This window comes from Stenotrophomonas sp. As-7 (assembly GCF_030291015.1).
Taxonomy (GTDB): Bacteria; Pseudomonadota; Gammaproteobacteria; order Xanthomonadales; family Xanthomonadaceae; genus Stenotrophomonas; species Stenotrophomonas lactitubi.
Genome location: NZ_CP127405.1, coordinates 1838571 through 1863124 on the forward strand (window position 1 = coordinate 1838571; position 24554 = coordinate 1863124).

At 66.0% G+C, this 24554-nt stretch carries 26 protein-coding genes; 19 read left to right on the plus strand and 7 right to left on the minus strand.

The features are described 5' to 3' along the window. Positions 1-53: 53 nt before the first annotated feature. Positions 54-929 carry a folate-binding protein YgfZ gene (locus QP457_RS08660; protein ID WP_205404692.1) on the minus strand — a complete coding sequence of 292 codons (876 nt, stop codon included), beginning with the start codon at positions 927-929 and terminating at the stop codon, positions 54-56. A 39-nt stretch (positions 930-968) separates the two neighbouring features. On the opposite strand from QP457_RS08660, the gene QP457_RS08665 reads away from it, so the two are divergent. The 10 genes from QP457_RS08665 (at position 969) to QP457_RS08710 (ending at position 8321) form a co-directional block, all read left to right on the plus strand. Continuing rightward, positions 969-1142, plus strand: coding sequence for a DUF1674 domain-containing protein (locus QP457_RS08665; RefSeq protein WP_080149151.1), 174 nt, complete (start codon positions 969-971; stop codon positions 1140-1142). 56 nt (positions 1143-1198) lie between these two features. Beyond that, complete coding sequence (sdhC, locus tag QP457_RS08670; protein ID WP_089240360.1) at positions 1199-1591, plus strand: succinate dehydrogenase, cytochrome b556 subunit; 393 nt, start codon at positions 1199-1201, stop codon at positions 1589-1591. After that, positions 1588-1974 carry a succinate dehydrogenase, hydrophobic membrane anchor protein gene (sdhD, locus tag QP457_RS08675; protein ID WP_025878813.1) on the plus strand — a complete coding sequence of 129 codons (387 nt, stop codon included), beginning with the start codon at positions 1588-1590 and terminating at the stop codon, positions 1972-1974. Before sdhC ends, sdhD begins: the two co-directional genes overlap by 4 nt. Positions 1975-2005: 31 nt before the next feature. After that, a complete protein-coding gene (gene sdhA, locus QP457_RS08680) occupies positions 2006-3796 on the plus strand; it encodes a succinate dehydrogenase flavoprotein subunit (RefSeq protein ID WP_205404691.1) in 1791 nt (596 codons plus the stop codon). A gap of 66 nt (positions 3797-3862) precedes the next feature. Further along, positions 3863-4648, plus strand: a complete 786-nt coding sequence (locus QP457_RS08685; RefSeq protein WP_025878815.1) for a succinate dehydrogenase iron-sulfur subunit — start codon at positions 3863-3865, stop codon at positions 4646-4648. A 73-nt stretch (positions 4649-4721) separates the two neighbouring features. Then, a complete protein-coding gene (locus QP457_RS08690) occupies positions 4722-4970 on the plus strand; it encodes a succinate dehydrogenase assembly factor 2 (protein WP_100552185.1) in 249 nt (82 codons plus the stop codon). Continuing rightward, positions 4921-5370 carry a hypothetical protein gene (locus tag QP457_RS08695; protein WP_205404690.1) on the plus strand — a complete coding sequence of 150 codons (450 nt, stop codon included), beginning with the start codon at positions 4921-4923 and terminating at the stop codon, positions 5368-5370. The genes QP457_RS08690 and QP457_RS08695 overlap by 50 nt, the downstream gene beginning before the upstream one ends. Positions 5371-5393: 23 nt before the next feature. Next, positions 5394-6635: a lipoprotein-releasing ABC transporter permease subunit gene (locus QP457_RS08700; protein WP_100464876.1), complete on the plus strand. Its 1242-nt coding sequence runs from the start codon at positions 5394-5396 to the stop codon at positions 6633-6635. Beyond that, the gene (gene lolD, locus QP457_RS08705; protein ID WP_089240372.1) at positions 6628-7341 is read left to right on the plus strand and encodes a lipoprotein-releasing ABC transporter ATP-binding protein LolD; all 714 of its coding nucleotides are present in this window, start codon (positions 6628-6630) and stop codon (positions 7339-7341) included. The genes QP457_RS08700 and lolD overlap by 8 nt, the downstream gene beginning before the upstream one ends. Before the next feature lie 530 nt (positions 7342-7871). Continuing rightward, a complete protein-coding gene (locus QP457_RS08710; protein WP_093820190.1) occupies positions 7872-8321 on the plus strand; it encodes a DUF6491 family protein in 450 nt (149 codons plus the stop codon). A 67-nt stretch (positions 8322-8388) separates the two neighbouring features. On the opposite strand, the gene QP457_RS08715 is transcribed toward QP457_RS08710, so the two are convergent. From QP457_RS08715 to ftsY, 3 genes are all read right to left on the minus strand, one after another. Beyond that, positions 8389-8658 (minus strand): oxidative damage protection protein, encoded by a 270-nt coding sequence (locus tag QP457_RS08715; RefSeq protein ID WP_093820188.1) that lies wholly within the window; start codon positions 8656-8658, stop codon positions 8389-8391. A 5-nt stretch (positions 8659-8663) separates the two neighbouring features. Then, complete coding sequence (gene mutY / locus QP457_RS08720; protein WP_205404689.1) at positions 8664-9788, minus strand: A/G-specific adenine glycosylase; 1125 nt, start codon at positions 9786-9788, stop codon at positions 8664-8666. Between the two features lie 117 nt (positions 9789-9905). Then, entirely contained in the window at positions 9906-11234 is a 1329-nt protein-coding gene (gene ftsY / locus QP457_RS08725; RefSeq protein WP_205404688.1) for a signal recognition particle-docking protein FtsY, read from the minus strand. 132 nt (positions 11235-11366) lie between these two features. Here ftsY and QP457_RS08730 point away from each other — a divergent pair, with 132 nt between their 5' ends. Next, the gene (locus QP457_RS08730; protein WP_205404687.1) at positions 11367-11669 is read left to right on the plus strand and encodes a flagellar basal body protein; all 303 of its coding nucleotides are present in this window, start codon (positions 11367-11369) and stop codon (positions 11667-11669) included. Positions 11670-11941: 272 nt separating this feature from the next. On the opposite strand, the gene htpG is transcribed toward QP457_RS08730, so the two are convergent. Next, on the minus strand, positions 11942-13834 hold the full coding sequence (htpG, locus tag QP457_RS08735) for a molecular chaperone HtpG (protein WP_205404686.1): 1893 nt from the start codon (positions 13832-13834) through the stop codon (positions 11942-11944). 693 nt (positions 13835-14527) lie between these two features. Between htpG and rsmD the strand changes: the two genes are divergently transcribed. The 6 genes from rsmD (at position 14528) to QP457_RS08765 (ending at position 19358) form a co-directional block, all read left to right on the plus strand. Then, positions 14528-15106, plus strand: coding sequence for a 16S rRNA (guanine(966)-N(2))-methyltransferase RsmD (gene rsmD / locus QP457_RS08740; protein ID WP_205404685.1), 579 nt, complete (start codon positions 14528-14530; stop codon positions 15104-15106). Between the two features lie 26 nt (positions 15107-15132). Next, positions 15133-15642, plus strand: coding sequence for a pantetheine-phosphate adenylyltransferase (gene coaD / locus QP457_RS08745; RefSeq protein ID WP_008267036.1), 510 nt, complete (start codon positions 15133-15135; stop codon positions 15640-15642). A gap of 78 nt (positions 15643-15720) precedes the next feature. Then, entirely contained in the window at positions 15721-16212 is a 492-nt protein-coding gene (locus QP457_RS08750) for a hypothetical protein (protein ID WP_089240385.1), read from the plus strand. A gap of 132 nt (positions 16213-16344) precedes the next feature. Continuing rightward, positions 16345-16626, plus strand: coding sequence for a YfhL family 4Fe-4S dicluster ferredoxin (locus QP457_RS08755; RefSeq protein WP_025878828.1), 282 nt, complete (start codon positions 16345-16347; stop codon positions 16624-16626). Then, positions 16623-18350, plus strand: coding sequence for a gamma-glutamyltransferase (gene ggt, locus QP457_RS08760; RefSeq protein WP_191078102.1), 1728 nt, complete (start codon positions 16623-16625; stop codon positions 18348-18350). The genes QP457_RS08755 and ggt overlap by 4 nt, the downstream gene beginning before the upstream one ends. 120 nt (positions 18351-18470) lie before the next feature. Next, positions 18471-19358: an MBL fold metallo-hydrolase gene (locus tag QP457_RS08765; RefSeq protein WP_089240389.1), complete on the plus strand. Its 888-nt coding sequence runs from the start codon at positions 18471-18473 to the stop codon at positions 19356-19358. A gap of 323 nt (positions 19359-19681) precedes the next feature. Here the strand turns inward: QP457_RS08765 and QP457_RS08770 are convergent, their stop codons facing one another. Both QP457_RS08770 and upp read right to left on the minus strand, forming a co-directional pair. Next, positions 19682-19972, minus strand: coding sequence for a PsiF family protein (locus QP457_RS08770; RefSeq protein ID WP_205404684.1), 291 nt, complete (start codon positions 19970-19972; stop codon positions 19682-19684). Between the two features lie 118 nt (positions 19973-20090). Next, the gene (gene upp / locus QP457_RS08775) at positions 20091-20723 is read right to left on the minus strand and encodes a uracil phosphoribosyltransferase (protein ID WP_025878832.1); all 633 of its coding nucleotides are present in this window, start codon (positions 20721-20723) and stop codon (positions 20091-20093) included. Positions 20724-20876: 153 nt separating this feature from the next. Between upp and QP457_RS08780 the strand changes: the two genes are divergently transcribed. Beyond that, positions 20877-23429 carry a TonB-dependent receptor gene (locus QP457_RS08780; RefSeq protein ID WP_205404683.1) on the plus strand — a complete coding sequence of 851 codons (2553 nt, stop codon included), beginning with the start codon at positions 20877-20879 and terminating at the stop codon, positions 23427-23429. After that, positions 23429-24547, plus strand: coding sequence for a phytase (locus tag QP457_RS08785; RefSeq protein ID WP_205404682.1), 1119 nt, complete (start codon positions 23429-23431; stop codon positions 24545-24547). Before QP457_RS08780 ends, QP457_RS08785 begins: the two co-directional genes overlap by 1 nt. Positions 24548-24554 lie beyond the last annotated feature (7 nt).

The window sequence follows — 24554 nt, forward strand, 5'->3', positions numbered from 1 at the left end:
CTAAGGGTTCAGTAGATCCACGTCATGCGTGGATGACGTGCCGGATAGACGCCTCAGCGCGCCAACCCGTCCAGCAGCGGCATCCGCTGTGCGGGCGCATCACCCACCTGCAATTCGCTGTCGCCGGTCTCCAGCGGCAGCACGGCCAGCGCCAGGTCGCCGGCCACGCTGGCCAGGGTGCCGAGCGCGACCCCGTCCTGCTGCACGCCATCGCCGGCCTGCGCCGGTGCTGCGGTGTGCAGCAGCTGCACCGCGCGTTTGGCCTTGCCGAGGAAATGGGTGCGCGCGACGATTTCCTGACCGGGGTAGCAGCCCTTCTTCACGCTGTAGCCGTTGAGGCGGTCCAGGCCCAGCTGCTGCGGGGTCCACACCTCGCGCTGGCTCGCTTCCAGTCGCGGCAGGCCAAAGCGCAGGTCGGCCTGGCGCCAGGCCAGAGCAAAGGCGGCGTCCCCGGCTTCGTCGCTGGCCTCGAAGGCCTCGACCGGACCGATGCGCAGCGTGCGGGGAAGTGCGTCGCTGCCCAGGTCCAGCTCCCAGTCGTGGCTGCCGGCCTGCGCGATGGCGGCGCCGGTGGCGGCTTCCGGCGCAGTAAAGGCCCCGGCCACTGCCAGGTCGGCATGCACCTGCAATTTCACTTTGCGGCGGAACACGAACCGCTGCAGTTGCGACGCAATCGCATCGGTATCGCCGTCGGCGAGCACCAGCAGCACATGGTCATCGGCCAGCCGCAACAGCTGAAACACTGCCAGGGTGCGGCCTTTGGCGCTCAGCCACGCGCTCCACTGCCAGTGCAGCAGGGGCAGGGCGGTCACGTCGCTGCTGAACTGGGCATGGGCAAAAGCCGCTGCATCCACGCCCTGCAGGCTCAGCAATTGATGACCGGGCAGGCGCGGATATGCGACGAAAGCAGGGGGAAGGTTGTCAGGCACGTGAACGAGGTCTAAAATTTGTGCGTTGCGAGACCCATCATGATAGGCCAAACAACCCCCACTCCCGACGCCGAAGCTGAAGCCCCGCTGGTTCCCCCGGTCCCTGTGCCCGTGGAACAACCAGAGGTGGAAGAAGAATTCGGTGGCCGCGGCGGACTCGATCCGGTGCGGTATGGCGATTGGGAAAAAAACGGACGCTGCATCGATTTTTGATCAGCATTGAGCCAACGCGGCCTTATGCCGCCCAGCCGAGACAACGAGCCCAGCGAATGGCGACCAGACAACGTCCCCTTTCTCCGCACCTTCAGGTGTATCGCTGGCAGATTCAGATGGCCACCTCGATCCTGCATCGAGCCACTGGCGTCTTTCTGTCTGTTGGTGCCCTCATCATCGCCGGAGGCCTGTTGGCTCTGATGATGGGGCCCGAATCCTGGAACTGCTTCACCGGCCATGCCGGGGCCTGGTATGGCCGCGTGTTCCTGTTCGCGTGGACATGGTCGTTCGCCTATCACCTGTGCAATGGCATCCGCCATATCGTGCAGGACTTCGCGATCGGATTCCGCATTGCCACCTTCATCCGCAGCAGCTGGATGTCGGTGATCGGCAGCCTGCTGATCACCCTGGCGGTGTGGGCCTATGTGATGTTCGGAGGTGCCGCGTGAGCAAGTTCCGTACCCCGTTGAAGGGCGTGCGCGGTCTCGGTTCGGCCAAGACCGGCACCGAGCACTTCGTGCATCAGCGCCTGACCGCCGCCGCACTGGTGGTGCTGGGCATCTGGTTCCTGGTGTTCGTGCTGGGCCTGCTGGGCTCGGATTACGTGACCGCCACTGCCGCGATCGCCAAGCCGTGGAACGCCGTTCCGCTGATCGGCCTGCTGATCGCCATGTTCTGGCACGCCCAGCTCGGCCTGCAGGTCGTGCTGGAGGACTACATCCACGAATCGCTGCTGGCCCTGGTGCTGCAGACCGCGGTGAAGTTCGTCGCCGTGCTCGGCATGATCGTCAGCGTGTTTGCGGTGGGCCGCATCGCCCTCGGCGTTGCCTGAGCCCAGGCGCCAAGACAGGAATCCAGACTAGATGTCCGCTTACAAGATTACCGAACACAAGTACGACATGGTCGTGGTGGGCGCCGGCGGCGCCGGCCTGCGTGCCACGTTCGGCCTGGCCGCCAAGGGCCTGCAGACCGTGTGCCTGACCAAGGTCTTCCCGACCCGGTCGCACACCGTCGCCGCCCAGGGCGGTATCTCCGCTGCGCTCGGCAACATGGGCGAGGACGACTGGCGTTACCACTTCTTCGACACCATCAAGGGGTCGGACTGGCTGGGCGACCAGGACGCCATCGAGTACATGTGCCGTGAAGCGATTCCGGCGATCATCGAGCTCGAGCACTACGGCGTGCCGTTCAGCCGCACCGCCGAAGGCAAGATCTACCAGCGTCCGTTCGGTGGCATGACCACCCAGTACGGCGAAGGCCCGGCGGCGCAGCGTACCTGCGCGGCGGCCGACCGTACCGGCCACGCGATGCTGCACACGCTGTACCAGCAGTCGCTGAAGCACGACGCACGCTTCATGATCGAGTACTTCGCACTCGACCTGATCTTCGATGACGAAGGTGCCTGCCGCGGCGTGCTGGCGTTGGACATGTCCGACGGCACGCTGCACCTGTTCCGCGCCCAGGGCGTGGTGCTGGCGACCGGCGGCTACGGCCGTGCCTACTTCAGCGCCACCTCGGCGCACACCTGCACCGGCGACGGTGGCGGCCTGGCCATGCGCGCCGGCATCGCCATGCAGGACATGGAGTTCGTGCAGTTCCATCCGACCGGCATCTACGGCGCCGGCTGCCTGATCACCGAGGGTGTCCGCGGTGAAGGTGGCATCCTGCGCAACAGCAGCGGCGAGCGCTTCATGGAGCGCTACGCACCGCACTACAAGGATCTGGCGTCGCGTGACGTGGTCAGCCGTTCGATGACCATCGAAATCCGCGAAGGCCGCGGCGTCGGCGAGCACAAGGACCACATCCTGCTCGACCTGACCCACCTCGGCCCGGGCGTGATCGACGACAAGCTGCCGGGCATCGCCGAGAGCGCCCGCATCTTCGCTGGTGTCGACGTGCACAAGCAGCCGATCCCGGTGATCCCGACCGTGCACTACAACATGGGCGGCATTCCGACCAACTACCACGGCGAAGTGGTGCGCAAGGACGGCGAGAACCCCGACGCGGTCGTGCCGGGCCTGTACGCCATCGGCGAAGCGGCCTGCGTTTCGGTGCACGGTGCCAACCGCCTGGGCTCGAACTCGCTGCTGGATCTGGTGGTGTTCGGGCGTGCGGTGGCCAATCGTTGCGCTGCGACGATCACCCCGGGCGCGGCGCACAAGACCCTGCCGTCCGACGCCTGCGACAAGGCGCTGGGCCTGCTGGACAAGTTGCGCCACGCCAACGGCGATACCCCGACGTCGGTCATCCGCGATCGCATGCAGCGCACCATGCAGGCCGACGCGGCCGTCTTCCGTACCAGCCAGACGCTGAAGGAAGGCTGCGAGAAGATGGACAAGATCTTCGACTCGTTCCAGGACGTGAAGGTCTCCGACCGTTCGCTGGTCTGGAACTCGGACCTGATCGAGACCTACGAGCTGAACAACCTGCTGCTGAATGCGGTGGCGACGATCAACTCGGCCGAGCAGCGCAAGGAAAGCCGCGGCGCACACGCGCACGAGGACTTCCCGGACCGCGACGACGTCAATTGGCAGAAGCACACCCTGGTCAGCGTGGACGAGAAGGGCAAGTGCAGCTTCGACTACCGTCCGGTGCACATGTACACGTTGACTGATGACGTGTCCGTGGTGCCGCCGAAGCCGCGCGTGTACTGATCCGACCCCGCCTAACATGCAATCCGCGCCCTCGGGCGCGGGCCGCCTGAGCCAACGAGAGCAGCCATGGCCGAGTTTTCACTCCCCAAGAATTCCAAGATCACGAAGGGCAAGCACTTCCCCGCCAAGACCGGCGGCAAGAACGTGCGCACCTTCAAGATCTACCGCTGGAGTCCGGACGACGACAGCAATCCGCGCACCGACACCTATGACGTTGATCTGGACGCCTGCGGCCCGATGGTCCTGGACGCGCTGATCAAGATCAAGAACGAGATCGACCCGACCCTGACCTTCCGCCGCTCGTGCCGCGAAGGCATCTGTGGTTCGTGCGCGATGAACATCGACGGCACCAACACCCTGGCCTGCACTCGAGCCATCTCGGACTGCGGCAAGAAGGAAGTGCCGATCTACCCGCTGCCGCACATGAACGTGGTCAAGGATCTGGTTCCGGACCTGACCCACTTCTATGCGCAGTACGCCTCGATCAAGCCGTGGATCCGCACACAGACCCCGGCACCGCCGGACCGTGAGCGCCTGCAGTCGCCGGAAGACCGCAAGAAGCTGGACGGTCTGTACGAGTGCATCCTGTGCGCGTGCTGCTCGACCAGCTGCCCGAGCTACTGGTGGAACGGCGAGCGTTACCTGGGCCCGGCGATCCTGCTGCAGGCCTACCGCTGGATCATCGATTCGCGCGACGAGGACACCGGTGCGCGCCTGGACGATCTGGAAGATCCGTTCAAGCTGTACCGCTGCCACACCATCATGAACTGTGCCCGGACCTGCCCGAAGGGCCTGAACCCGGCACTGGCGATCGCCGAGATCAAGAAGCTGATGATGGAACGCCGCGCCTGATACGGCGCCGGGTAGCTGCATGACCCCAGCAAAGCCACGCCATGCGTGGCTTTGCTGTATCTGGAGAAACACGATGGAAGAAGATGTTCTGCTGAAGAAGCTGCGTTGGCGTTGCCGGCGCGGCATGCGCGAACTGGACCAGTTGTTCGGTCGCTACCTGGACCGCGAATGGAGCAGTGCGCCGACCGAAGAGCGCGAGGTTTTCCTGTTCCTGCTCGACTGCGAGGACGATAAGCTGTGGCGCTGGTTCATGGGCTACGAGGCCTGCCCGCATGCGCACGCCATCCCCCTCATGCACAAGATCCTCGCCCTCAAGCCTTGAGTGGCGCCCGTCGCGGCTGCAGGCCGGTGCTCAGTTGGCCGTAATGCTCGCCGCGCCGTGGCTGCTGCGCGCTTCGGATCTGCCGTCCGTGCATCTGGTTCCCGTACTGATCGGGGTCTGGGTGCTGGGCCTGGCCGAACTGGCCTGGCGCCTGCGGCGGCCCCGCGCGTTGCTGCAGCTGCCGCCCCTGCCTGAGCCGCTGCGCGTGGACGGGCAGGACATTGCCGAGCCGCGACTGGTGGTGCGCGGGCCCTGGCTGCTGCTGCAGTGGCGCGAAGGCTGGCGCCGTCGACGGCTGTTGTTCTGGCCGGACGTGCTCGATCGCGGGCAGCGACGTGAACTGCGACTGGCCGTATCCGCACGCGGCGTTTCCCGTCAGCCCCGGTCGGTGGCACCATAGGCTGAATCGACTGGCGTGCCTGCATGTTCAAACCCATTCCCGTGGCCATTGGCCTGCGCTACCTGCGCGCCAAGCGCCGCAACGGCTTCATCTCCTTCATTTCGATGGCATCGATCCTGGGCATCGCGCTCGGGGTGACGGTGCTGATCACCACACTGGCGGTAATGAGCGGTTTCCAGAAGGAGATCCGCAGCCGCCTGCTGCAGATGACCGCACATACCACCATCAGCCGCGACGGCGAACCGATGCCGGACTGGATGCGCGTGGTCGATGTGGCCAGCAAGGATCCGCGCGTGGCCGGTGCTGCGCCGTATATCGAGATCCAGTCGATGATCAGCGGCCCGCGTGTGCAGGGTGCAATCATCCAGGGTATCGACCCGGCGCTGGAGCCGAAGGTGTCGGTGATCGACAAGAAGGTCACCAAAGGCAGCTACGGCAGCCTGACCCCGGGCAGCTTCAACCTGCTGCTGGGCAAGGAACTGGCCGTCTGGCTGGGCGTGGACGTCGGTGACCAGGTACTGGTGACCTTCGCGGAAGTGCAGGGCACGCCGGCCGGCGCGGTGCCGCGGATGAAACGCTTCACCGTCAGCGGCATCTTCGAGGCGGGTTACAACGAAGTCGATCGCGGTGTGGGTTTTGCCAACATGAAGGACCTGGAGCGCGTACTGCGTTCCGATGGCGCCACCGGCGTCCGCCTGAAACTGCATGACATGGACCGCTCGCTGGAGGTGGGCGTGGACCTGGCGCAGAACCTCGGCGGCGCGTATCGGGTCAGCGACTGGACCCAGCAGAACGCCAACCTGTATCACTCGCTGCGCATGGAAAAAGTGGTGATGGGCATCCTGCTCTCGCTGATCATCGCCATGGGCGCGTTCAACCTGGTGTCCTCGCAGGTGATGCTGGTGACCGACAAGCAGGCCGACATCGCGATCCTGCGCACCCTCGGCCTGACCCCGGGCGGAGTGATGCAGGTGTTCATGGTGCAGGGCTCGCTGATCGGCATCTTCGGCACCCTCGCAGGCCTGATCGGCGGCATTACCTTGACCTTGAACCTGGAGCGCATCCTCGGCGCGATCGAAGCGGTGTTCAAGATCAAGCTGCTGCCGGAGGATGTGTACTACATCACCGGCCTGCCTACCGACATGCAGACCAGCGACATCGTGGTGATCACCCTGATCGCGCTGCTGATGAGCTTCCTGGCCACTTTGTACCCCGCTTGGCGGGCAGCACGCACCCAGCCGGCGGAGGCCCTGCGTTATGAATAAGGTCTTCAATCGCGGTGATGAAGTGATCCGTGCAGAAGCGTTGGGCAAGACCTACGCCGAAGGACGCATGCAGACCCCGGTGTTCGATGGCCTGGACCTGACGGTGACCGCCGGCGAGACGGTTGCGATCATCGGTGCCTCCGGTGCCGGCAAGAGCACGCTGCTGCACCTGCTGGGCGGGCTGGATACGCCCACCGCAGGCGAGGTCTATGTCACCGGCCAGCGCATGTCGGCGCTGTCGGACACTTCGCGCGGCCTGCTGCGCAACCAGGCGCTGGGCTTTGTCTACCAGTTCCATCACCTGCTGCCGGAATTCACCGCGCTGGAAAACGTGATGATGCCGGTGATGCTGGCCGGTACCGCAGTGGCGGAGGCCAGCACGCGTGCGACTGCGCTGCTGGAATCGGTCGGCCTCGGCCATCGCCTGGATCACAAGCCCGGCGAATTGTCCGGTGGCGAACGCCAGCGTGCTGCAGTGGCGCGCGCGTTGGTCAATCACCCGGCCTGCGTGCTGGGTGACGAGCCGACCGGCAACCTGGATGACCGCACGGCGGCGACCGTGTTCGAGTTGATGCTCGAGCTCAACCGTGCCCGCCACACCAGCCTGGTGCTGGTCACCCATGACCGCTCGCTGGCGCGGCGCCTGGACAGGGTGCTGGAACTGCGCGAAGGGCGCCTGCACGCGCTGGCCCACGCCGACGTCTGAGCGCCAACCAAGGTTGGGGACTACCGGATTTCGGCGCGGGACCTGCTTTGGTAGATGCCGACCTTGGTCGGCTGCGGATGGCCCACGCAGGCCAAGCGCCAACCAAGGTTGGCGATTACCGGAGTCCGGCGCGGGACCTGCTTTGGTAGATGCCGACCTTGGTTGGCTGCGGATGGCCCACGCAGTCCAAGCGCCAACCAAGGTTGGCGACTACCGGAGTCCGGCGCGGGACCTGCTTTGGTAGATGCCGACCTTGGTTGGCTGCGGATGGCCCACGCAGTCCAAGCGCCAACCAAGGTTGGCGATTACCGGAGTCCGGCGCGGGATCTGCTTTGGTAGATGCCGACCTTGGTTGGCTGAAGATGGCCCACGCAGGCCGAGCGCCAACCAAGGTTGGCGGCTACCGAATTGGATGCCGGCCCTGGTCGGTTGGGATGCCGCCGACCAACGGCTGAACTGGGCTGCCGGCCGTTGCGCCGGCACCACCCCGGCGGGTGCATGATCGGCACAGTTCCCCCGTGGAGATCGCCATGAAGACCCCGTTGTTGATCGCCGGGCTGTGCCTGGCCCTGGCTGGCTGTGCAACCACTGGCCGCTTGGGTAGTGCCGAGAAGCTGGAGCTGTATCGTGCCCACGCCGGCGCACCGCAGAAGGACATGCAGTTCTTCGGCAGCCTCAATGGCTGGACCGAACTGGGCGACAGCGCGCTGGCGGTCTGGACCAAGCCCAGCGAGGCCTACCTGCTGGAGCTGAGCGGGCCGTGCCCGGATCTGTCCTACGCGCCAGCGATCGGCTTGACCAGCCACATGGGCCGCGTTTCCGCACCGTTCGACAAGGTGCTGGTGCGCGACCCGACCGGTGGCCCGCGCATGCCGTGCTTCATCAAGACCATCCGCAAGCTGGACGTGAAGTCGCTGCGGGCGGAGGAGAAGGAGATGCGTCAGGCGCAGGTGCAGGAGCGCGAAGAATCCACGAAATAGGCCGGTAGCGCCGGGCCATGCCCGGCGGATGCGGAAACGCCGGGCATGGCCCGGCGCTACCTCCAGATCAGGCTTCCGGGGTGAAACCAGCAGGCTTCTCCGCGTCCTTCTCGAACAGGAACTTCACCAGTTCCGTTTCCAGCAATGCGCGATGCTCCGGCTTGCGCGGGGAGAGGCGATTCTCGTTGATCAGCATGGTCTGGTGTGCCAGCCATGCGGTCCACGCCGGCTTGCCGATGTGGTTGAACACGCGCTGGCCCAGCTCACCCGGGTAAGGCACGAAGTCCAGGCCCTCGGCATCGCGTTGTTCGTACTGGCAGAAGACGGTTCGGGGCATGGCACTCACTCGTGGTTGCGGGATTTTGCGGAGGTTCGCTTCGGGGCCTTGATGGGCGTGCCATCAAGCAGTTTTCGGATGGGGGCTGGCAAGCCCAGTGCAGACAGTTCGGCGTCGTCGACCCAGCGCAGCGTGGGTTCTTCCACGCGCAGGCCGTGCACCTGCCGTGACAATACCTGCAGATGCAGCTTGTAGTGGCTGAAGGTGTGCTGCAGCACCGGTAGTTCCTCGGCATCTTCCAGTGAACCATCGACGTGCACGTCGAACCAGTCCTGCAGCTCGCTGCCCGCATCGGCCTGCGGAAGCGTCCACAGCTGCGCCCAGATGCCGGTATCCGGCCGCTTCTGCAGCAGCACGCGCTGCTGCTTGTCGCGCAGCAGCAGGGCCACCGCCTCGCGTTCGGGCAGCACCTTGCTCGGCTTTGCTGTTGGCAGCTCGGCCGTGCGGCCTTCGCGACGGGCTACGCAATCGGCCTGCAGCGGGCAGATCACGCAGGCCGGTCTGGACCGGCTGCAGACCGTCGCACCGAGGTCCATCTGCGCCTGGGTGTAGTCCGCCATGCGCCCGGCCGGTACCTGGGCGACCTGCGCTTCGGCGATGGCCCACAGCTGCTTTTCGACGGCGGGCAGGCCGGGGAAGCCTTCGACGCCGTGATAGCGGCTGAGCACGCGCTTGACGTTGCCGTCGAGGATCGCGAACGGGTCGTTCCAGGCCTGGCTGAGGATCGCGCCGGCGGTGCTGCGGCCGATGCCGGGCAGGTCGTGCAGGGCATCGAAATCACGCGGCAGGTCGCCCCCGTGTTCGCTCACGCAGCGCTTGGCGGCCGCATGCAGATTGCGCGCACGGGCGTAGTAACCCAGCCCGGCCCACTGCGCCATCACCGCGTCGTTGCTGGCGGCGGCAAGGTCGGGCAGGGTGGGGAAGTGCTGCAGGAAACGGTGGAAGTACGGAATGACCGTTGCCACCTGGGTCTGCTGCAGCATGATCTCGGACAACCAGACCCGATACGGGCTGCGCGGATGCTGCCAGGGCAGATCGTGGCGGCCGTGGTCGTCGAACCAGTGCAGCAGGCGGGCGACGAAGCCGTGCTCAGGAGCGGGCGTGGCGCTGGCGTTCGGCTGGCGGGGCATCGGTACTCCAGGAGGCAGCCACCCATGGGGTGGCTCTACTACGGCAGCGGCCGGTCACCCATGGGGTGGCTCTACCGGGTTGCAGTAGAGCCACGCCATGCGTGGCTGCGCGGTGTATCAGGCACCCAGCGCTTCGGGCAACAGTGCGTCGACGAAAGCTTCCGGATCGAACACGCGCAGGTCTTCCGGACGCTCGCCGATGCCGGCGAAACGGATCGGAATGCCGAACTCACGGGCCAGCGCGAACACCACGCCGCCCTTTGCGGTGCCGTCCAGCTTGGTCACCACCAGGCCGGTCACCTTGACCGCGGCATTGAACTGGCGCAGCTGCGAAAGCGCGTTCTGGCCAGTGGTACCGTCGATCACCATCAGCACTTCGTGCGGCGCGTTTTCGTCGATCTTGCCGAGCACGCGGCGGATCTTGCCCAGCTCGTTCATCAGCCCGGACTGGGTGTGCAGGCGGCCGGCGGTATCGGCGATAAGTACCGACGTGCCACGGGCCTTGCCGGCCTGCAACGCGTCGTAGGCAACCGAGGCGGCATCGGCGTTCTGCCCCTGCGCGACCACGGCCACGCCGTTGCGCTCGCCCCAGATCTGCAGCTGGGCCACGGCGGCAGCGCGGAAGGTATCGCCAGCGGCCAGCATCAGGCTATGGCCCTCGTCCTTGAAGCGCTTGGCCAGCTTGCCGATGGTGGTGGTCTTGCCGACGCCGTTGACGCCAACGGTCAGCACCACGAAGGGCTTGGCGTTGCGGTCGATGACCAGCGGCTTGGACACCGGCTGCAGGATCGCGATCAGATCGGCGCGCAGTGCCGCCAGCAGGGCGTTGGCATCGATGAATTCGCGCGCCTTCATGCGCTTGCGCAGGTCGGCGATCAGCTCGGTGGTGGCGGCAACACCGACGTCGGCGGTCAGCAGCGCGGTCTCGATCTCGTCCAGCAGGTCGTCATCGAGCTTGGGATTGCGCGAGAACAGGCCGCCGAAGCTGCGGGCGAATGCGCTGTTGCGCAGGCGCTCGCGCCAGCCGGGCTTGCCGGCCGGGGCAGGCGGGGCATCGACCAGCACCGGCAGGTCGGCGGCCGGGGCGGCCGGTTCCTGCGCGGGGATGACCGGGGCCAGCGGAGCGAGGACCGCAGCGGCGGCGGCCGCTTCGGCGGCGAAGTTCTCCGGTGCCAGCACGCGTTCCGGCAGGGCTTCGGCAGTGGTTTCCTGCGGCGCTTCCGGCGTTGCCTGCGCTGCTGACGTTGCGGGCGCGACGACTTCGGGCGCGGCGGTTGGCACCGGCGCTTCCGCCACGGGCGGGGCTACCGGTGCGGCCGGGGCCTGCTCGGGCGGCGCGGCCGACGGGAATGCCGCCGCCAGCTCTTCAGCCGAGTAGTGCTGGGTCTTGGGCGCGTCCGGTGTGGCGGCGTCCTGGGGCTTCTTGCGGCGGAAAAAACTGAGCATTGGCAAAAGGCGCTGAAATCAGAGGGATATGCTACCACCCGGGCCTGTCTGGCCGGCGTGGACTCAAGGTCGCAGCCGCGCGGCCGTTAACCGGTGCGGAAGGCTGCGTTGGGTGGCCTGGGGGACCCCCCGATGAACGATGTGACCGGTGTTGTCCTCAGCGGGATGCGTGCGGCCCAGCGGGGCGTGCAGGTGGCCGCGCACAACGTGGCCAACCTGGCGACCACGGGTGCACCGCGCCTGCAACTGCAGCGCGAAGCGGCAGCGCAGGGCGGGGTGGACTCCCGCGTGATCTCCACTGGAGGCACCGACCCGTCCGCGCCGCTGGGTGACCTGTTGGCCGCCAAGGCCGAGGTGGTGGCCTTTGCTGCCGATGCTGCGCTGATCCGCCGCGAGGACCAGATGCTGGGCTCGCTGCTGGATCGACAGGCCTGATCCGACCGGCTCTGGGCGGGCCCGGTGGCTGGCCCTGGGCAACCGTGGCGTGCTTCTGCGGAATACCAACCTGGCCCTGCTTCGGGGGACAACCGCGATCCGCTCTGGTAGGTGCCAACCTTGGTTGGCACGCTTTTGCAGTCGAACCAAGCGCCAACCAAGGTTGGCACCTACCAGGGCAGCGACAGCGCCAACCAAGGTTGGCCTCTACCGGGGCAATGGCGGTGCCAACCGGGGTTGGCACCCACCAGTCTGGGCGATACCGGCGTCAATCAGGCCGATAGTTCCAGCAGCAGCTTGTTCAGACGGGCCACGTAAGCACCCGGATCCTTCAGGCTGTCGCCGGCGGCCAGCGCAGCCTGGTCGAACAGCACCCGGCCCAGGTCGTCGAAACGCGCGCCATCGGCTTCCGCATCAAGCTTGGCGATCAGCGGGTGACCCGGGTTGATCTCCAGTACCGGCTTGCTGTCAGGCACCTTCTGGCCGCTGGCTTCCAGGATCTGGCGCATCTGCAGGCCCAGGTCCTGTTCGCCGATGGCCAGCACCGCAGGCGAATCGGTCAGGCGGTGTGACACGCGCACTTCGGCCACGTCATCGCCGAGCACGGTCTTCAGGCGCTCGACCAGGCCCTGCTTGTCCTTCGCTGCAGCTTCCTGTTCCTGCTTGTCCGCTTCGCTCTCCAGCGCGCCCAGGTCGAGGTCGCCACGGGCGATGTCGACGAAGCCCTTGCCGTCGAAATCGGTCAGGTAGCCCATCAGCCACTCGTCGATGCGGTCGGTCAGCAGCAGTACTTCGATGCCCTTCTTGCGGAACACTTCCAGGTGCGGGCTGTTGCGCACCTGGCTGTAGCTCTCGCCGGTCAGGTAATAGATCTTGTCCTGGCCTTCGGCCATGCGGCCGATGTAGTCGGCCAGTGACACGGTCTGTGCATCGCCATCGCCACGGGTGGAGGCAAAGCGCAGCAGGCCGGCGACCTTTTCGCGGTTGTTGTAGTCCTCGGCCGGGCCTTCCTTCAGCACCTGGCCGAATTCCTTCCAGAACGTGGCGTACTGTTCGGGCTTGTCGTTGGAGAGCTTCTCCAGCATGTCCAGCGAACGCTTGGTCAGCGCGGCCTTCATCGAATCAATGACCGGGCCCGACTGCAGGATTTCGCGCGAGACGTTCAGCGACAGGTCGTTGGAATCGACCACGCCCTTGATGAAACGCAGGTACAGCGGCAGGAACTGCTCGGCCTGGTCCATCACGAACACGCGCTGCACGTACAGCTTCAGGCCCTTGGGCGCATCGCGGTGGTACAGGTCGAACGGTGCACGGCCCGGCACGTACAGCAGCGAGGTGTACTCCAGCTTGCCTTCAACCTTGTTGTGGCTCCAGGCCAGCGGATCGCTGTGATCGTGGGCGACGTGCTTGTAGAACTCGGTGTACTCCGAATCGCTGATCTCGGTACGCGGGCGGGTCCACAGCGCGCTGGCGCGGTTGACGGTCTCCCATTCGACGGCAGCACCTTCTTCGCCGCCTTCCTTGGGCATCTGGATCGGCAGGCCGATGTGGTCGGAGTACTTCTTGAGGATGCTGCGCAGGCGCCAGCCTTCAGCGAAGTCGTGCTCGCCATCCTTCAGGTGCAGCACGATGCGGGTGCCGCGCTCGGCCTTGTCGATGGTGGCAACGTCGAAATCGCCTTCGCCACGCGAGGTCCAGCGCACGCCTTCACTGGCGGCCAGGCCGGCACGACGCGAAGTGACTTCGACTTCGTCGGCGACGATGAAGGCGCTGTAGAAGCCGACGCCGAACTGGCCGATCAGCTGCGAATCCTTCTTCTGGTCGCCGGAGAGCTGGCGCAGGAAGTCGCCGGTGCCGGACTTGGCGATGGTGCCGAGGTGGGTGATGGCGTCGGCGCGGCTCATGCCGATGCCGTTGTCTTCGATGGTGATGGTGTGCGCGGCCGGATCGAAGCTGACGCGCACGCGCAGTTCGCTGTCGCCTTCCAGCAGCTCGGGCTGGGTCAGGGCTTCGAAGCGCAGCTTGTCGGCGGCGTCGGCGGCATTGGAGACCAGCTCGCGGAGGAAGATCTCCTTGTTGGAGTACAGCGAGTGGATCATCAGCTGCAGCAGCTGCTTGACTTCGGTCTGGAAGCCAAGGGTTTCGGTCTGGACGGTTTCGGTCATCGGGTAGGGCTCCATGTGCGGTGCCGCGTCAGCGCGTGCGGCCTCGCCAAGGGGTAAGGGTGATTGTCCCGAAATCAAGGGGTTGGTCGGGCAGGGCGGCGCCCTGCACCCGCAGAGGCCAGGGCAGCAGCAACAGCGGGCATTCCGTGGGATGGCGGGGCGGTGTGGGTGGGCAGGACACGCCGTAAACCCATCCATGGGGGCTCGATGGCGCCTTGCTCGTGTGCGCTGTCCTGCGCACACGGCAAGACCGGGGTTGGGCATCCTGCCCAACCCGCCCGAGGCATGCCTCGGGCCCATGGCGCCAACGGTCCTGCCAACCCACACCGCCCCGCCTCTGACAGTTTCCCGGTGACGGTGACAACGGCTGGGCATCTGATTTCATCAATTCCTTCGATACCTGACAGATGTTCATCAACGCATGGCGTGGATCTACTGCAGATTGCAGGAAACTGTCGAAGGCGGGGTGGGTCCGGTTGAGGGGGCGTGAGCCGCATGGATGCGGCGACCGAGCTTACATGGACGTACTTGCAGCGGCCCCCTCAACCGGACCCACCCCGCCAACCCACAGGAAACCAGCTTTTGACGTTGCTCCGGCCCTTGCTTCGGCCTCTGCGGGTGCCGGGCGCAGCCCGGCCGAACTACAATCCCGCTCATGCTGAAATTCTCGAATACCTCCCGCCGGGGGCGGCGATGAGCGGCCGTGGTGGCAATGACGGCCAGGTGCGCATCATCGGCGGGCGCTGGCGCAATACCCGCCTGCCGGTGCCGACCCTGCCGGGCCTGCGGCCCAGCAGCGACCGCGTGCGCGAAACCCTGTTCAACTGGCTGATGCCCAAGCTGGGCGGGGCCCGCGTGCTGGACCTGTTCGCCGGCAGCGGCGCGCTGGGGCTGGAAGCCGTCTCGCGCGGTGCCGCGCATGCCACCCTGGTCGAGCGCGATGCGCAACTGGCGCGCAATCTGTCCGCGGCCGTATCCAAACTGCAGGCGGGCGACAGCGTCACGGTCGCCCAGGCCGACGCGCTGCGCTGGCTGCAGGCCGCGCCGGCGCAGCAGGCCGATCTGGTGTTCATCGACCCGCCGTTCGCCGATGGTCTGTGGCAGGACGTGCTGGCCCAGCTGCCGCGGCATCTGGCCGCCGATGCCTGGCTGTACCTGGAGTCGCCAGCCAGCCACGTGCCGGTGCTGCCCCCGGAATGGCTGCTGCACCGCGATGGCAGCACCCGCGAGGTGCGCTTTGCCCTGTACCGCCGTGCCGCTGCTACACTTTGACCTCATCTGAACATCTGCAACCGCCCATGACCGTGGCCAACCGCCGCATCGCCGTCTATCCCGGCACGTTCGACCCCATCACCAACGGTCACATCGACCTGGTGAGCCGGGCCGCGCCGCTGTTTGAAAAGGTCGTGGTGGGCGTGGCGCAGAGCCCCTCGAAGGGACCGGCACTGCCGCTGGAACAGCGCGTGCAGCTGGCGCGTGGCGCCCTGGGCCACCACAGCAACGTCGAGGTCATCGGCTTCGATACGCTGCTGGCCCATTTTGTACGTTCGGTGCAGGGCGGGGTGCTGCTGCGCGGGCTGCGCGCGGTGTCCGACTTCGAGTACGAATTCCAGATGGCGAGCATGAACCGCCACCTGATCCCGGAGGTCGAGACCCTGTTCCTGACCCCGGCCGAGCAGCACAGCTTCATCTCGTCCTCGCTGGTCCGCGAGATCGCACGCCTGGGTGGTGATGTGTCCGGCTTCGTGCCGGCCGCCGTGCTCGAGGCGCTGCGCAAGGTCCGCGAAGCGAAGTCGGCGCAGTCGTAAGCCCTGCCCAGCAGTAGATCCTGTAGTACCACGCACCCCATTACGCACACCAACACGCAACATTCCGGGAGGAAACCCATGAACAACACCATGCGCGCGATGCTGATCGCCTCGTTTGCCCTGGCTTTCACCGCCTGCAAGAAGGAAGAAGCCGCTCCGGTCGACGAAGCCAAGCAGGCGCTGGTCGCCCCGGCCAAGGAAGACGACGCAGGCTGGAAGAAGTACCTGCAGGAAGTGGCCATCCAGAACATGGGCAACATCACCAACAGCCCGTTCCTGTACTACCTCTCGCCGGAAACCGACCCGGACTTCCAGGCCAAGTACGAGCGCCAGACCGAGAGCGCGACCCAGGCCGTGGCCCGTGGCGTGCAGCCGGGCAACATGCTGGCCTTCGGTTCATCGGCCTCGGGCAAGATGGCTGACATGATCCAGGTCGTGTTCAAGGACGTCTCGCCGGATTCCATGAAGGGCGTGCGCGTCGTGTTCATCGGCCAGTCCGCCGACAACGCCCGCGTCCAGGCCGTGGTCCAGCCGACCGGTGCCGAGTACATTTTCGTCGAAGCCAAGTAAGACCGAGCCGAGGCGGTCGTGCTTCGGCACGACCCGGGCGGCGCCCTGCGATGGGCGCCGCTGATGACCTGACCGGCCCGCGCGCCCGCGCAGGCCGGCCTTTGTCCCAAGGCGCGGGCGTGGAGTATCGCCATGTCGCTGAAAATCAATGAGCTCTGCGTCAACTGTGACGTATGCGAGCCGGCCTGCCCGAACCAGGCCATCACGATGGGTGAAACCATCTACGTGATCGACCCCGCCCGCTGTACCGAGTGCGTGGGCCATTTCGACGAACCGCAGTGCGTGGTCGTGTGCCCGGTCGAGTGCATCGACCCCGATCCGGACATCGTCGAAACCGAAATCGAGCTGCTGGCCAAGTTGCGCCAACTGCAGCACGATCATCCCGAACTCTATGCGGAGCCCCCATCCGAATGAAGCCGTTCGCCCGCCCCCTGTTGTTGCTCGGCCTGCTGCTGAGCCCCTTTGCCTGGGCTGATGCCCCGGCCCGCGCCGAGCGCCCTGATGGCGCCGCGATCGCCAGCGGCCACGCTTTGGCCACCCAGGCCGGTGTCGACATCCTGGCCCAGGGCGGCAACGCCTTCGATGCGGCGGTGGCGGTGTCCTCCACCCTGGCCGTGGTCGAGCCGATCAGTTCTGGACTGGGCGGCGGCGGCTTCTTTCTGCTGCACGATGCGGCCACCGGCAAGGACGTGATGCTGGACGCGCGCGAGACCGCACCGGCCGCGGCCACGCCGCAGGCCTTCCTCGACAAGAAGGGCGACCTGGACCGCGATCGTTCGGTCAACGGACCGTGGTCGGCCGGCATTCCCGGCTTGCCGGCGGCGCTGGTCGAACTGTCGGCCAAGCACGGCAAGCTGCCGCTGGCGGCCTCGCTGCAGCCGGCGATCCGCATCGCGCGTGAAGGCTTCCCGGTCTATGAGCGCATGGCCAAGGGCTATGCCTCGCGCCGCGAAGTGATGGAACGTTATCCCGGTACGCGCGAGGTCTACCTGCGCAATGGCAAGCCGATCGCCACCGGTGACCTGTTCAAGCAGCCGGAACTGGCGCAGACCCTGGAGCGCCTGGCAGCCGGTGGCTTCGATGGCTTCTACAAGGGCCAGACCGGCAAGCTGCTGTTGGCCGGCGTGAAGCAGGCCGGTGGCAAGTGGACTGCCGAGGAACTGGCCGGCTACCGCGTCAAGCAGCGCGCGCCGATCGTCTTCAACTACAACGGCTGGAAGATCACCACCGCGCCGCCGCCGTCCTCCGGTGGCATCGCCCTGGCCAGCATGCTGCAGATCCTGGAAGGCTGGGACATCAAGCAGATGGATGCGGCGCACCGCACCCATCTGGTGGTGGAGTCGATGCGCCGTGCCTACCGCGACCGCACCTTCTTCCTCGGTGATCCGGATTTCGTGCAGATCCCGCAGAAGGTGCTGGCCAGCAAGGATTACGCGCAGGGCCTGCGTGCGACCATCCACCCGGAAAAGGCCACCCCCAGCGACCTGCTGTCGGGCAACCCGACGCCGCTGGAAGATGACGAGACCACCCATTTCTCGATCATCGACCGTGACGGCAACCGTGTCGGCGCCACCCAGACCGTCAACCTGCTGTACGGCTCGGGCCTGATTCCGAAGGGAACGGGTGTGCTGCTGAACAACGAGATGGACGACTTCGCGCTGAAGCCGGGCACGCCAAACGCCTTTGGCGTGATGGGCTACGCCGCCAATGCACCGAAAGCGGGCAAGCGCATGCTCAGCTCGATGACGCCGACGTTCATGGAGAACGACGACAAGGTGATCGTGCTGGGCACGCCTGGTGGCAGCCGCATCATCACCATGGTGCTGCTGGGCATCCTCGGCTACGACGCTGGCCTGGATGCGCAGCAGGTCGCCGCGCTGCCGCGCTACCACCACCAGTGGCTGCCGGACCTGATCGAGGCCGAGAGCAACGCATTCGACGCTGGCACCATCAAGCAGCTGCAGGCGATGGGCCACAAGATCGACCTGCCGGGCGAGGTCGCCGCCGGTGGTCGTGGTTCCAGCCATGTGTGGGGCAACCTGCAGACGGTGGAGTGGGACCGCAAGGCCAACAAGCTGTTTGGCGGCAGCGATCCGCGCAACCCGGTCGGCAGCGCCCAGGTCGTGCCGGCTCCCTGATCCGGCTGTAGCGCCGGGCCATGCCCAGCGGACGCAGACCTGAGAACCCCGCCCGCAACGGCGGGGTTTTTCATTTCCCCGCTAGCGATTATTTAACGAGCGGCGACCGATAATTGCGCCATGAAACTATGGTCGATCCGCGGTAATACCCAGCGCCTGGATGGCGGTGCGATGTTCGGCAATGCACCGCGTGCGTTGTGGGAGAAATGGGCAGCACCGGACGAGCTCAACCGCATCGAGCTGGCCTGTCGTGCGTTGTTGGCGAGCCCGCTTGAGGGCAAAACGGTGCTGTTCGAAACCGGCATCGGTGCGTTTTTCGATCCGCGCATGCGCGAGCGCTATGGCGTGCAGGAAAGCCAGCATGTGCTGATCGATTCACTGCGCGAAGCCGGTTTCGAGCACGAAGACATTGACGTGGTGGTGCTCAGCCATCTGCATTTCGACCATGCCGGTGGCCTGCTGGCGGCGTGGCGCGAAGGCCGTGAACCGGAACTGCTGTTCCCCAATGCGACGTACGTGGTCGGTGCGCAGCACTGGCAGCGCGCGTTGCAGCCGCACCCGCGTGATCGTGCCAGCTTCATTCCGGAACTGCCGGGCCTGCTGCAGGCCAGTGGGCGCCTGGAAGTGGTGGACGGTGAATATTCGAAAGTGCTCGGCCACAGCGTGCGTTTCAGCTACAGCGACGGCCACACGCCGGGGCTGATGCTGGCCGAGATCGTAGGGCAGGGGCGCGCAGGCGCAGGGGCGCACGGCGGTGTGGTGTTCTGCGCCGATCTGATTCCCGGTCGTTCGTGGGTGCACGTGCCGATCACGATGGGCTACGACCGCAATGCCGAGCTGCTGATCGACGAGAAGCGGCAGTTCCTGGAAGACAAGCTGGCGCGCAACGTGCATCTGTTCTTTACCCATGATCCGCAGGTGGCGCTGGCGCAGGTCGGGCGGGATGAGAAGGGGCGTTTCGTTACGCTGCATGAGCAGGGCGAGCTGAAGGCGCGGGCGTTGGGGTGAGGTTTGCCGGCAGGGCTGCGCCCTGCACCTGCCGAATCAACGGCAGCAGCAACAGCAACAGCAACAGCAACAGCAACAGCAACAGCGGGCTATCCGTGGGGTGGCGGGGCGGTGTCGGATTGCGGGGCATCCGCGCCATGGATGGCGCGGCTGAGCCTACAAGGACGTACTTGCGGCGTCCCCGCCATCCGACACCGCCCCGCCTTCGACAGGTTCCAGGTGACGGATGGGACACCCGCTGGATCTATCGGGCTCTGACCCCGTTCAACGACGGTCAGTAGATCCACGCCATGCGTGGATGGGCCTTTCTTCGCTGTTTTTTACTATGCCTTGAGGCAGCTGCTCATGAAGGTCTTGCGGGCGTCGCCGGCGAGCTTCCTGGTGGCGGCGTCGGCGTTGCACTTCTTCATGCGTTCCTGCGGCGTGGTGGGGGCTGCCGGCGCGGCTGCGTGCGAGCTCAGGCAGGTGCTCTGCGCGGACTTGTAGGCGTCGCCTTTCAGCCCTTTGTTCTTGGCCGAACAGTCGGCCATGCGCTGCTGCTGCGGGGTGCCGGCGTTGGCGGCAAGCGGGAGGCTGAGCAGCAGGGCGGCGGCGAGCAGGAATGATGCTTTCATGGTGGCTCCAGGGCAGGGCGGGTGCGCGGAGCATTCGCCCGTCGCCGCAAAGCCGGCGTGAAGGTGCCTGGAGCAGGTGGAGCACTTCCTTTCGAAAGCGCTCCGACCTGGGTTGATCTCAGCCCACGCGGGTACCGAAGATGCGGTCGCCGGCATCACCCAGGCCCGGCAGGATGTAGCCCTTGTCGTTGAGCTGCGCGTCGATCGCAGCGGTGTAGATCTCCACGTCCGGGTGCACGGCCTTCACTGCTTCGATGCCCTCCGGCGCGGCAACCAGGAAGATGCCCTTGATCCGGCGGGCACCGGCGCGCTTGAGCATGTCGATGGTGGCGATCAGGGTGCCGCCGGTGGCCAGCATCGGGTCGAGGATCAGCGCGTCGCGCTCTTCCAGGCGGCCGGTCAGGCGCTCGAAGTAGGGCACCGGCTGCAGGGTTTCTTCATCGCGCTGCAGGCCGACCACGCTGACGCGGGCGGCCGGGATCAGCGACAGCACGCCGCTGAGCATGCCCAAGCCGGCGCGCAGGATCGGCACCACGGTGATCTTGGCGCCGGCGATGCGCTGCACGGTGACCGGGCCGGACCAGCCCGGCAGGGTGTGCGGCTCGGTTTCCAGGTCGGCGGTGGCCTCGTAGGCCAGCAGCGTGCCAAGTTCGTTGGCCAGTTCGCGGAAATCCTTGGTGCTGAGCGCGGCGTTGCGCATCAGGCCGATCTTGTGCTGCACCAGCGGGTGGCGCACTTCGACGATCTTCATGGGAGGGTCTGGCAGAAGGGGAGAGCCCCATTTTAAGCGGAATGCGCGATGGTGCCGAGCCGGGGCCGGCAGGCCAGGCTCCACCGGTGTCATGCCCATGAAACCTCGCGGACATACCGTGCTGACCCAATCTTTACACCGTTGGGGATAGCTGTGCAGAAGAAGAACACGTTGGGCCTGGCAATCAGCCTCTCGCTGCTGGTGACGGCCAGCCCGTCGGTACTGGCAGCCGAAACTGCTGCAGCGACCGGCGGCGGCGCTGCGGCGACCGATCTGGACCGCATCGAAGTACGTGCGCAGCTGGAATCGCAGGTGCGCGCGGTTGACCTCAAGCGCAGCAGCGACGCCATCGAAGACGCCGTGTCCTCCGACGCGCTGGGCCAGTACCCGGACAAGAACGTGGCCGAGTCGCTGCAGCGCCTGCCGGGCATCAGCGTGACCCGCGACCAGGGCGAAGGCCGTTTCGTGGTGGTGCGTGGCCTGGATGCCAACCTCAACAGCGTCAGCGTCGACGGCATCGCCATCGGCACCCCGGAAGATTCCAGCCGTGCCGCGCCTCTGGATGTGATTCCGTCCGATTCGACCGAGCGCCTGCGCGTGGTCAAGTCGCCGACCCCGGACATGCCGGGCGACGCCATCGGCGGCGCGATCCTGGTTGAATCGGCCTCGGCCTTCGATCGTGACGGCCGCAGCCTGCGCGGCAAGATCGAAGCCAGCCACCAGCAACTGTCCGGCGAAACCAGCCCGAAGGCCGCTTTCAACTACAGCGAAGTGTTCAACGACACCTTCGGCGTGGCGCTGGGCGTGAACTACCAGAAGCGCAAGTTCGAATCGGACAACACCGAAGTGGAGTACGACGGCGAAGACGATGCCGCGCCGGGCGACGTCACCGCGATCAACCTGCAGCACCGCAAGTATGAGATCGAGCGCAAGCGCATCGGCGCCAACCTCAACCTGGACTGGCGCCCGAACGAGGACAGCAAGTACTACCTGCGTGCGCTGTACAGCCAGTTCGACGACGCCGAAACCCGCCAGCGCGTGATCTTCAACTTCGACGACGCGAAGATGGTCAAGACCGGTGCCGACCAGTACCGCCTGGACGGCATGCCGAAGGATTCCATCGACAAGCGCATGCGTTACCGCACCAAGGAAGAGAACACCTTCGCGGCCAGCGTGGGCGGCGAGAACAAGTTGACCAACGCCGTGGTCGATTACAAGCTCGGCTTCACCCGGACCGAAGAGCGGGTGAACGATGAGATGGAGGCGCGCTTCAAGCTCAACGGCAAGGCGTTCAACGGCACGCTGGACCAGAGCAGCCGCCTGCCCAGCTACAGCTTCGACAACCCGCAGTGGCTGGACAACGGCAACTACGCGTTCGATCGCTTCGTGATCTCGCCCAAGCAGGTGAACGACAAGGAACACAGCGCACAGGTCAACGTGCGCTTCGACGGCGACAACAGCAGCATCAAGTTCGGCCTGCTGGGGCGCTGGCGCGACCGCGACGTCAACGTCGACGAAAGCGAACTGCGTGTCGGCCCGAAGGTCGCGCTGTCGAGCTGGACCACCGGCTCGCCCGACTACCGTCATGGCACGCTGGGCGATGGCATGGATTCGGATGCCATGCGCGCGTACTGGGCGGCCAACGGCGGCCAGTTCAGTGCCCGTCCTCAGGACGTCGGTGCCAATGCGATGACCTCGCTGGAAGAGGACTACACCGCCAGCGAAGACATCTTCGCCAGCTACGCCATGGGCACCTGGGATGTCGGTGCGCTGCGCATCATCGGCGGCGTGCGCGTGGAGAACACCCGCTTCAAGGCCGAGGGCAACCAGGTCGATGTGGCTGCCAACGGCCGCAGCTACACCGTGACCCCGCGCGTTGCCAACAGCAGCTACACCAACGTGCTGCCGGGCCTGCACCTGCGCTACGACGCGGCCGATGACTGGGTGCTGCGTGCCTCGGCCAACAAGACTGTTTCGCGCCCGTCCTTCGGCGATATCTCGCCGCGCGTCGGCTACAGCCGTGGTGACGAGGAAGTGCGCCTGGGTAACCCGGAGCTGGACCCGTACGAGTCGAAGAACATCGATCTGTCGGTGGAGAAGTACCTCGGCAGCACCGGCATCGTCTCGCTCGGTCTGTTCCACAAGTCCATCGACGGTTACATCGTCGAGACGGTACGCACCAACGATCCGGCGTACGGCGGTTTCGACGTGACCCAGCCGATCAACGGCCGCAAGGCGACGGTGCGTGGTGCGGAGCTGAACTGGCAGCAGCAGCTGGCCTTCCTGCCCGCCGGCCTGGACGGCCTGCTGGTGGGCGCCAGCGGCACCTGGCTGGACACCGAATTCGACGCGGGCATCGAGGATCGCGCCGGAGAGGACTTCACCTTGCCGCGCGCCTCCAAGCACGTGTACAGCGCACACATCGGCTATGAAAAGTACGGCCTCAGCACGCGCCTTGCGGCGGTGTACCGCAGCGAGTACCTGGACACCATCGGCAAGGGCCGTGCATTCGATATCTACGTGGCACCCAACACCCAGCTCGACTTCTCGCTGGACTACAAGTTCAACGCGAACGTGAGCGTGTACTTTGAAGCGCAGAACCTGCTGGACAAGCCGTTGGAGCTGTACCAGGGCACGCGCTCGCGCACCCTGCAGCTGGAAGAGTATGGTCGCACCTACGCCGTTGGCCTGAAGGTGGCACTGTGATGGTGCGCGGCATGACCCTGATGGCCGCCTCGCTGGCCGCCGTTCTTGCCGCCGGCTGCACACCGGCAGCGGACAAGGCGCCGGCCGTGGCTGCAGCGACGGGCGCTGTGGCACCGGTCGAGCGCAAGGTGGCGACCATCGCCGAGGCGTTCCTGACCCCGATGACCCCGGCCGACAACATCGATTCACCGGCTTCCTGGCAGGCACCGGATGGCAAGACCTGGCTGATCGCCACGGCCAAGGCCACCGACAAGCTGGTGGTCTACGACGGCAGCAATGGGCAGCACCTGCGTGATGTCGGCAGCACCGGCACCGGCCTGGGCCAGTTCGATCGCCCCAATGGCATCGCGGTGATCGATGACCTGCTGTGGATCGTCGAGCGCGACAACCACCGTGTGCAGGTGCTTTCGCTGCCGGACTTCACGCCGTTGGCCACCTTCGGTGCCGACGACCTGCGCAAGCCCTACGGCCTGTGGGTGGACCGCCGCGCCGATGGCTACAGCGTCTACGTCACCGACTCCTGGGACAACGGCGAGGACGGACAGGGCAAGGACATCCTGCCGCCGCTGGCGGAGCTGGACAAGCGCGTGCGCCAGTACCACGTGACCCGCGAAGGCTCGAAGATCAATGCAACGCTCACCGCCAGCATCGGAGATACCAGCGAAGCCGGCGCGCTGCGCGTGGTCGAATCGATCTGGGGTGATCCGGCCAATGATCGCCTGCTGATCGCCGAAGAGGACGAAAGCTACGCCAGCGAATTCAAGGTCTATACCCTTGCGGGCCGCTTCACCGGCACCACCTTCGGCCGCGACGTGTTCAAGGCGCAGGCCGAAGGCGTGATGCTGCGCACCTGTGGCAAGGACGGCTGGTGGATCACCACCGAGCAGGGCAAGCAGCGCAGCGTGTTCCATCTGTTCGACCGCCATACGCTGAAGCCGGTGGGCGCGTTCCAGGGCAATGCCGTGGCCAACACCGATGGCATCTGGATGATGCAGCAGCCGACACCGCGGTTCCCGCACGGCGCCCTGTACGCGGTGCACGATGACCAGGGCGTGGTGGCCTTCGACTGGGAGAGCATTGCCAAGCAGCTGGCCCTGCCGCTGGAGTGCGGTTCGTGAGCGCGCG

What these genes read in the sequence shown, in the direction of transcription:
- sdhC (WP_089240360.1), top strand. Translation starts at nt 1,199, where the DNA reads ATGGCGACCAGACAACGTCCCCTTTCTCCGCACCTTCAGGTGTATCGC.
- lolD (WP_089240372.1), top strand. Translation starts at nt 6,628, where the DNA reads ATGAATAAGGTCTTCAATCGCGGTGATGAAGTGATCCGTGCAGAAGCG.
- mutY (WP_205404689.1), bottom strand. Translation starts at nt 9,788, where the DNA reads ATGCCCCGCCAGCCGAACGCCAGCGCCACGCCCGCTCCTGAGCACGGC.
- rsmD (WP_205404685.1), top strand. Translation starts at nt 14,528, where the DNA reads ATGAGCGGCCGTGGTGGCAATGACGGCCAGGTGCGCATCATCGGCGGG.
- QP457_RS08695 (WP_205404690.1), top strand. Translation starts at nt 4,921, where the DNA reads ATGCGCACGCCATCCCCCTCATGCACAAGATCCTCGCCCTCAAGCCTT.
- QP457_RS08715 (WP_093820188.1), bottom strand. Translation starts at nt 8,658, where the DNA reads ATGCCCCGAACCGTCTTCTGCCAGTACGAACAACGCGATGCCGAGGGC.
- QP457_RS08710 (WP_093820190.1), top strand. Translation starts at nt 7,872, where the DNA reads ATGAAGACCCCGTTGTTGATCGCCGGGCTGTGCCTGGCCCTGGCTGGC.
- sdhA (WP_205404691.1), top strand. Translation starts at nt 2,006, where the DNA reads ATGTCCGCTTACAAGATTACCGAACACAAGTACGACATGGTCGTGGTG.
- QP457_RS08700 (WP_100464876.1), top strand. Translation starts at nt 5,394, where the DNA reads ATGTTCAAACCCATTCCCGTGGCCATTGGCCTGCGCTACCTGCGCGCC.
- htpG (WP_205404686.1), bottom strand. Translation starts at nt 13,834, where the DNA reads ATGACCGAAACCGTCCAGACCGAAACCCTTGGCTTCCAGACCGAAGTC.
- QP457_RS08765 (WP_089240389.1), top strand. Translation starts at nt 18,471, where the DNA reads ATGAAACTATGGTCGATCCGCGGTAATACCCAGCGCCTGGATGGCGGT.
- QP457_RS08755 (WP_025878828.1), top strand. Translation starts at nt 16,345, where the DNA reads ATGTCGCTGAAAATCAATGAGCTCTGCGTCAACTGTGACGTATGCGAG.
- QP457_RS08785 (WP_205404682.1), top strand. Translation starts at nt 23,429, where the DNA reads ATGGTGCGCGGCATGACCCTGATGGCCGCCTCGCTGGCCGCCGTTCTT.
- QP457_RS08750 (WP_089240385.1), top strand. Translation starts at nt 15,721, where the DNA reads ATGAACAACACCATGCGCGCGATGCTGATCGCCTCGTTTGCCCTGGCT.
- coaD (WP_008267036.1), top strand. Translation starts at nt 15,133, where the DNA reads ATGACCGTGGCCAACCGCCGCATCGCCGTCTATCCCGGCACGTTCGAC.
- QP457_RS08685 (WP_025878815.1), top strand. Translation starts at nt 3,863, where the DNA reads ATGGCCGAGTTTTCACTCCCCAAGAATTCCAAGATCACGAAGGGCAAG.
- upp (WP_025878832.1), bottom strand. Translation starts at nt 20,723, where the DNA reads ATGAAGATCGTCGAAGTGCGCCACCCGCTGGTGCAGCACAAGATCGGC.
- QP457_RS08665 (WP_080149151.1), top strand. Translation starts at nt 969, where the DNA reads ATGATAGGCCAAACAACCCCCACTCCCGACGCCGAAGCTGAAGCCCCG.
- ggt (WP_191078102.1), top strand. Translation starts at nt 16,623, where the DNA reads ATGAAGCCGTTCGCCCGCCCCCTGTTGTTGCTCGGCCTGCTGCTGAGC.
- QP457_RS08690 (WP_100552185.1), top strand. Translation starts at nt 4,722, where the DNA reads ATGGAAGAAGATGTTCTGCTGAAGAAGCTGCGTTGGCGTTGCCGGCGC.
- ftsY (WP_205404688.1), bottom strand. Translation starts at nt 11,234, where the DNA reads ATGCTCAGTTTTTTCCGCCGCAAGAAGCCCCAGGACGCCGCCACACCG.
- QP457_RS08730 (WP_205404687.1), top strand. Translation starts at nt 11,367, where the DNA reads ATGAACGATGTGACCGGTGTTGTCCTCAGCGGGATGCGTGCGGCCCAG.
- QP457_RS08770 (WP_205404684.1), bottom strand. Translation starts at nt 19,972, where the DNA reads ATGAAAGCATCATTCCTGCTCGCCGCCGCCCTGCTGCTCAGCCTCCCG.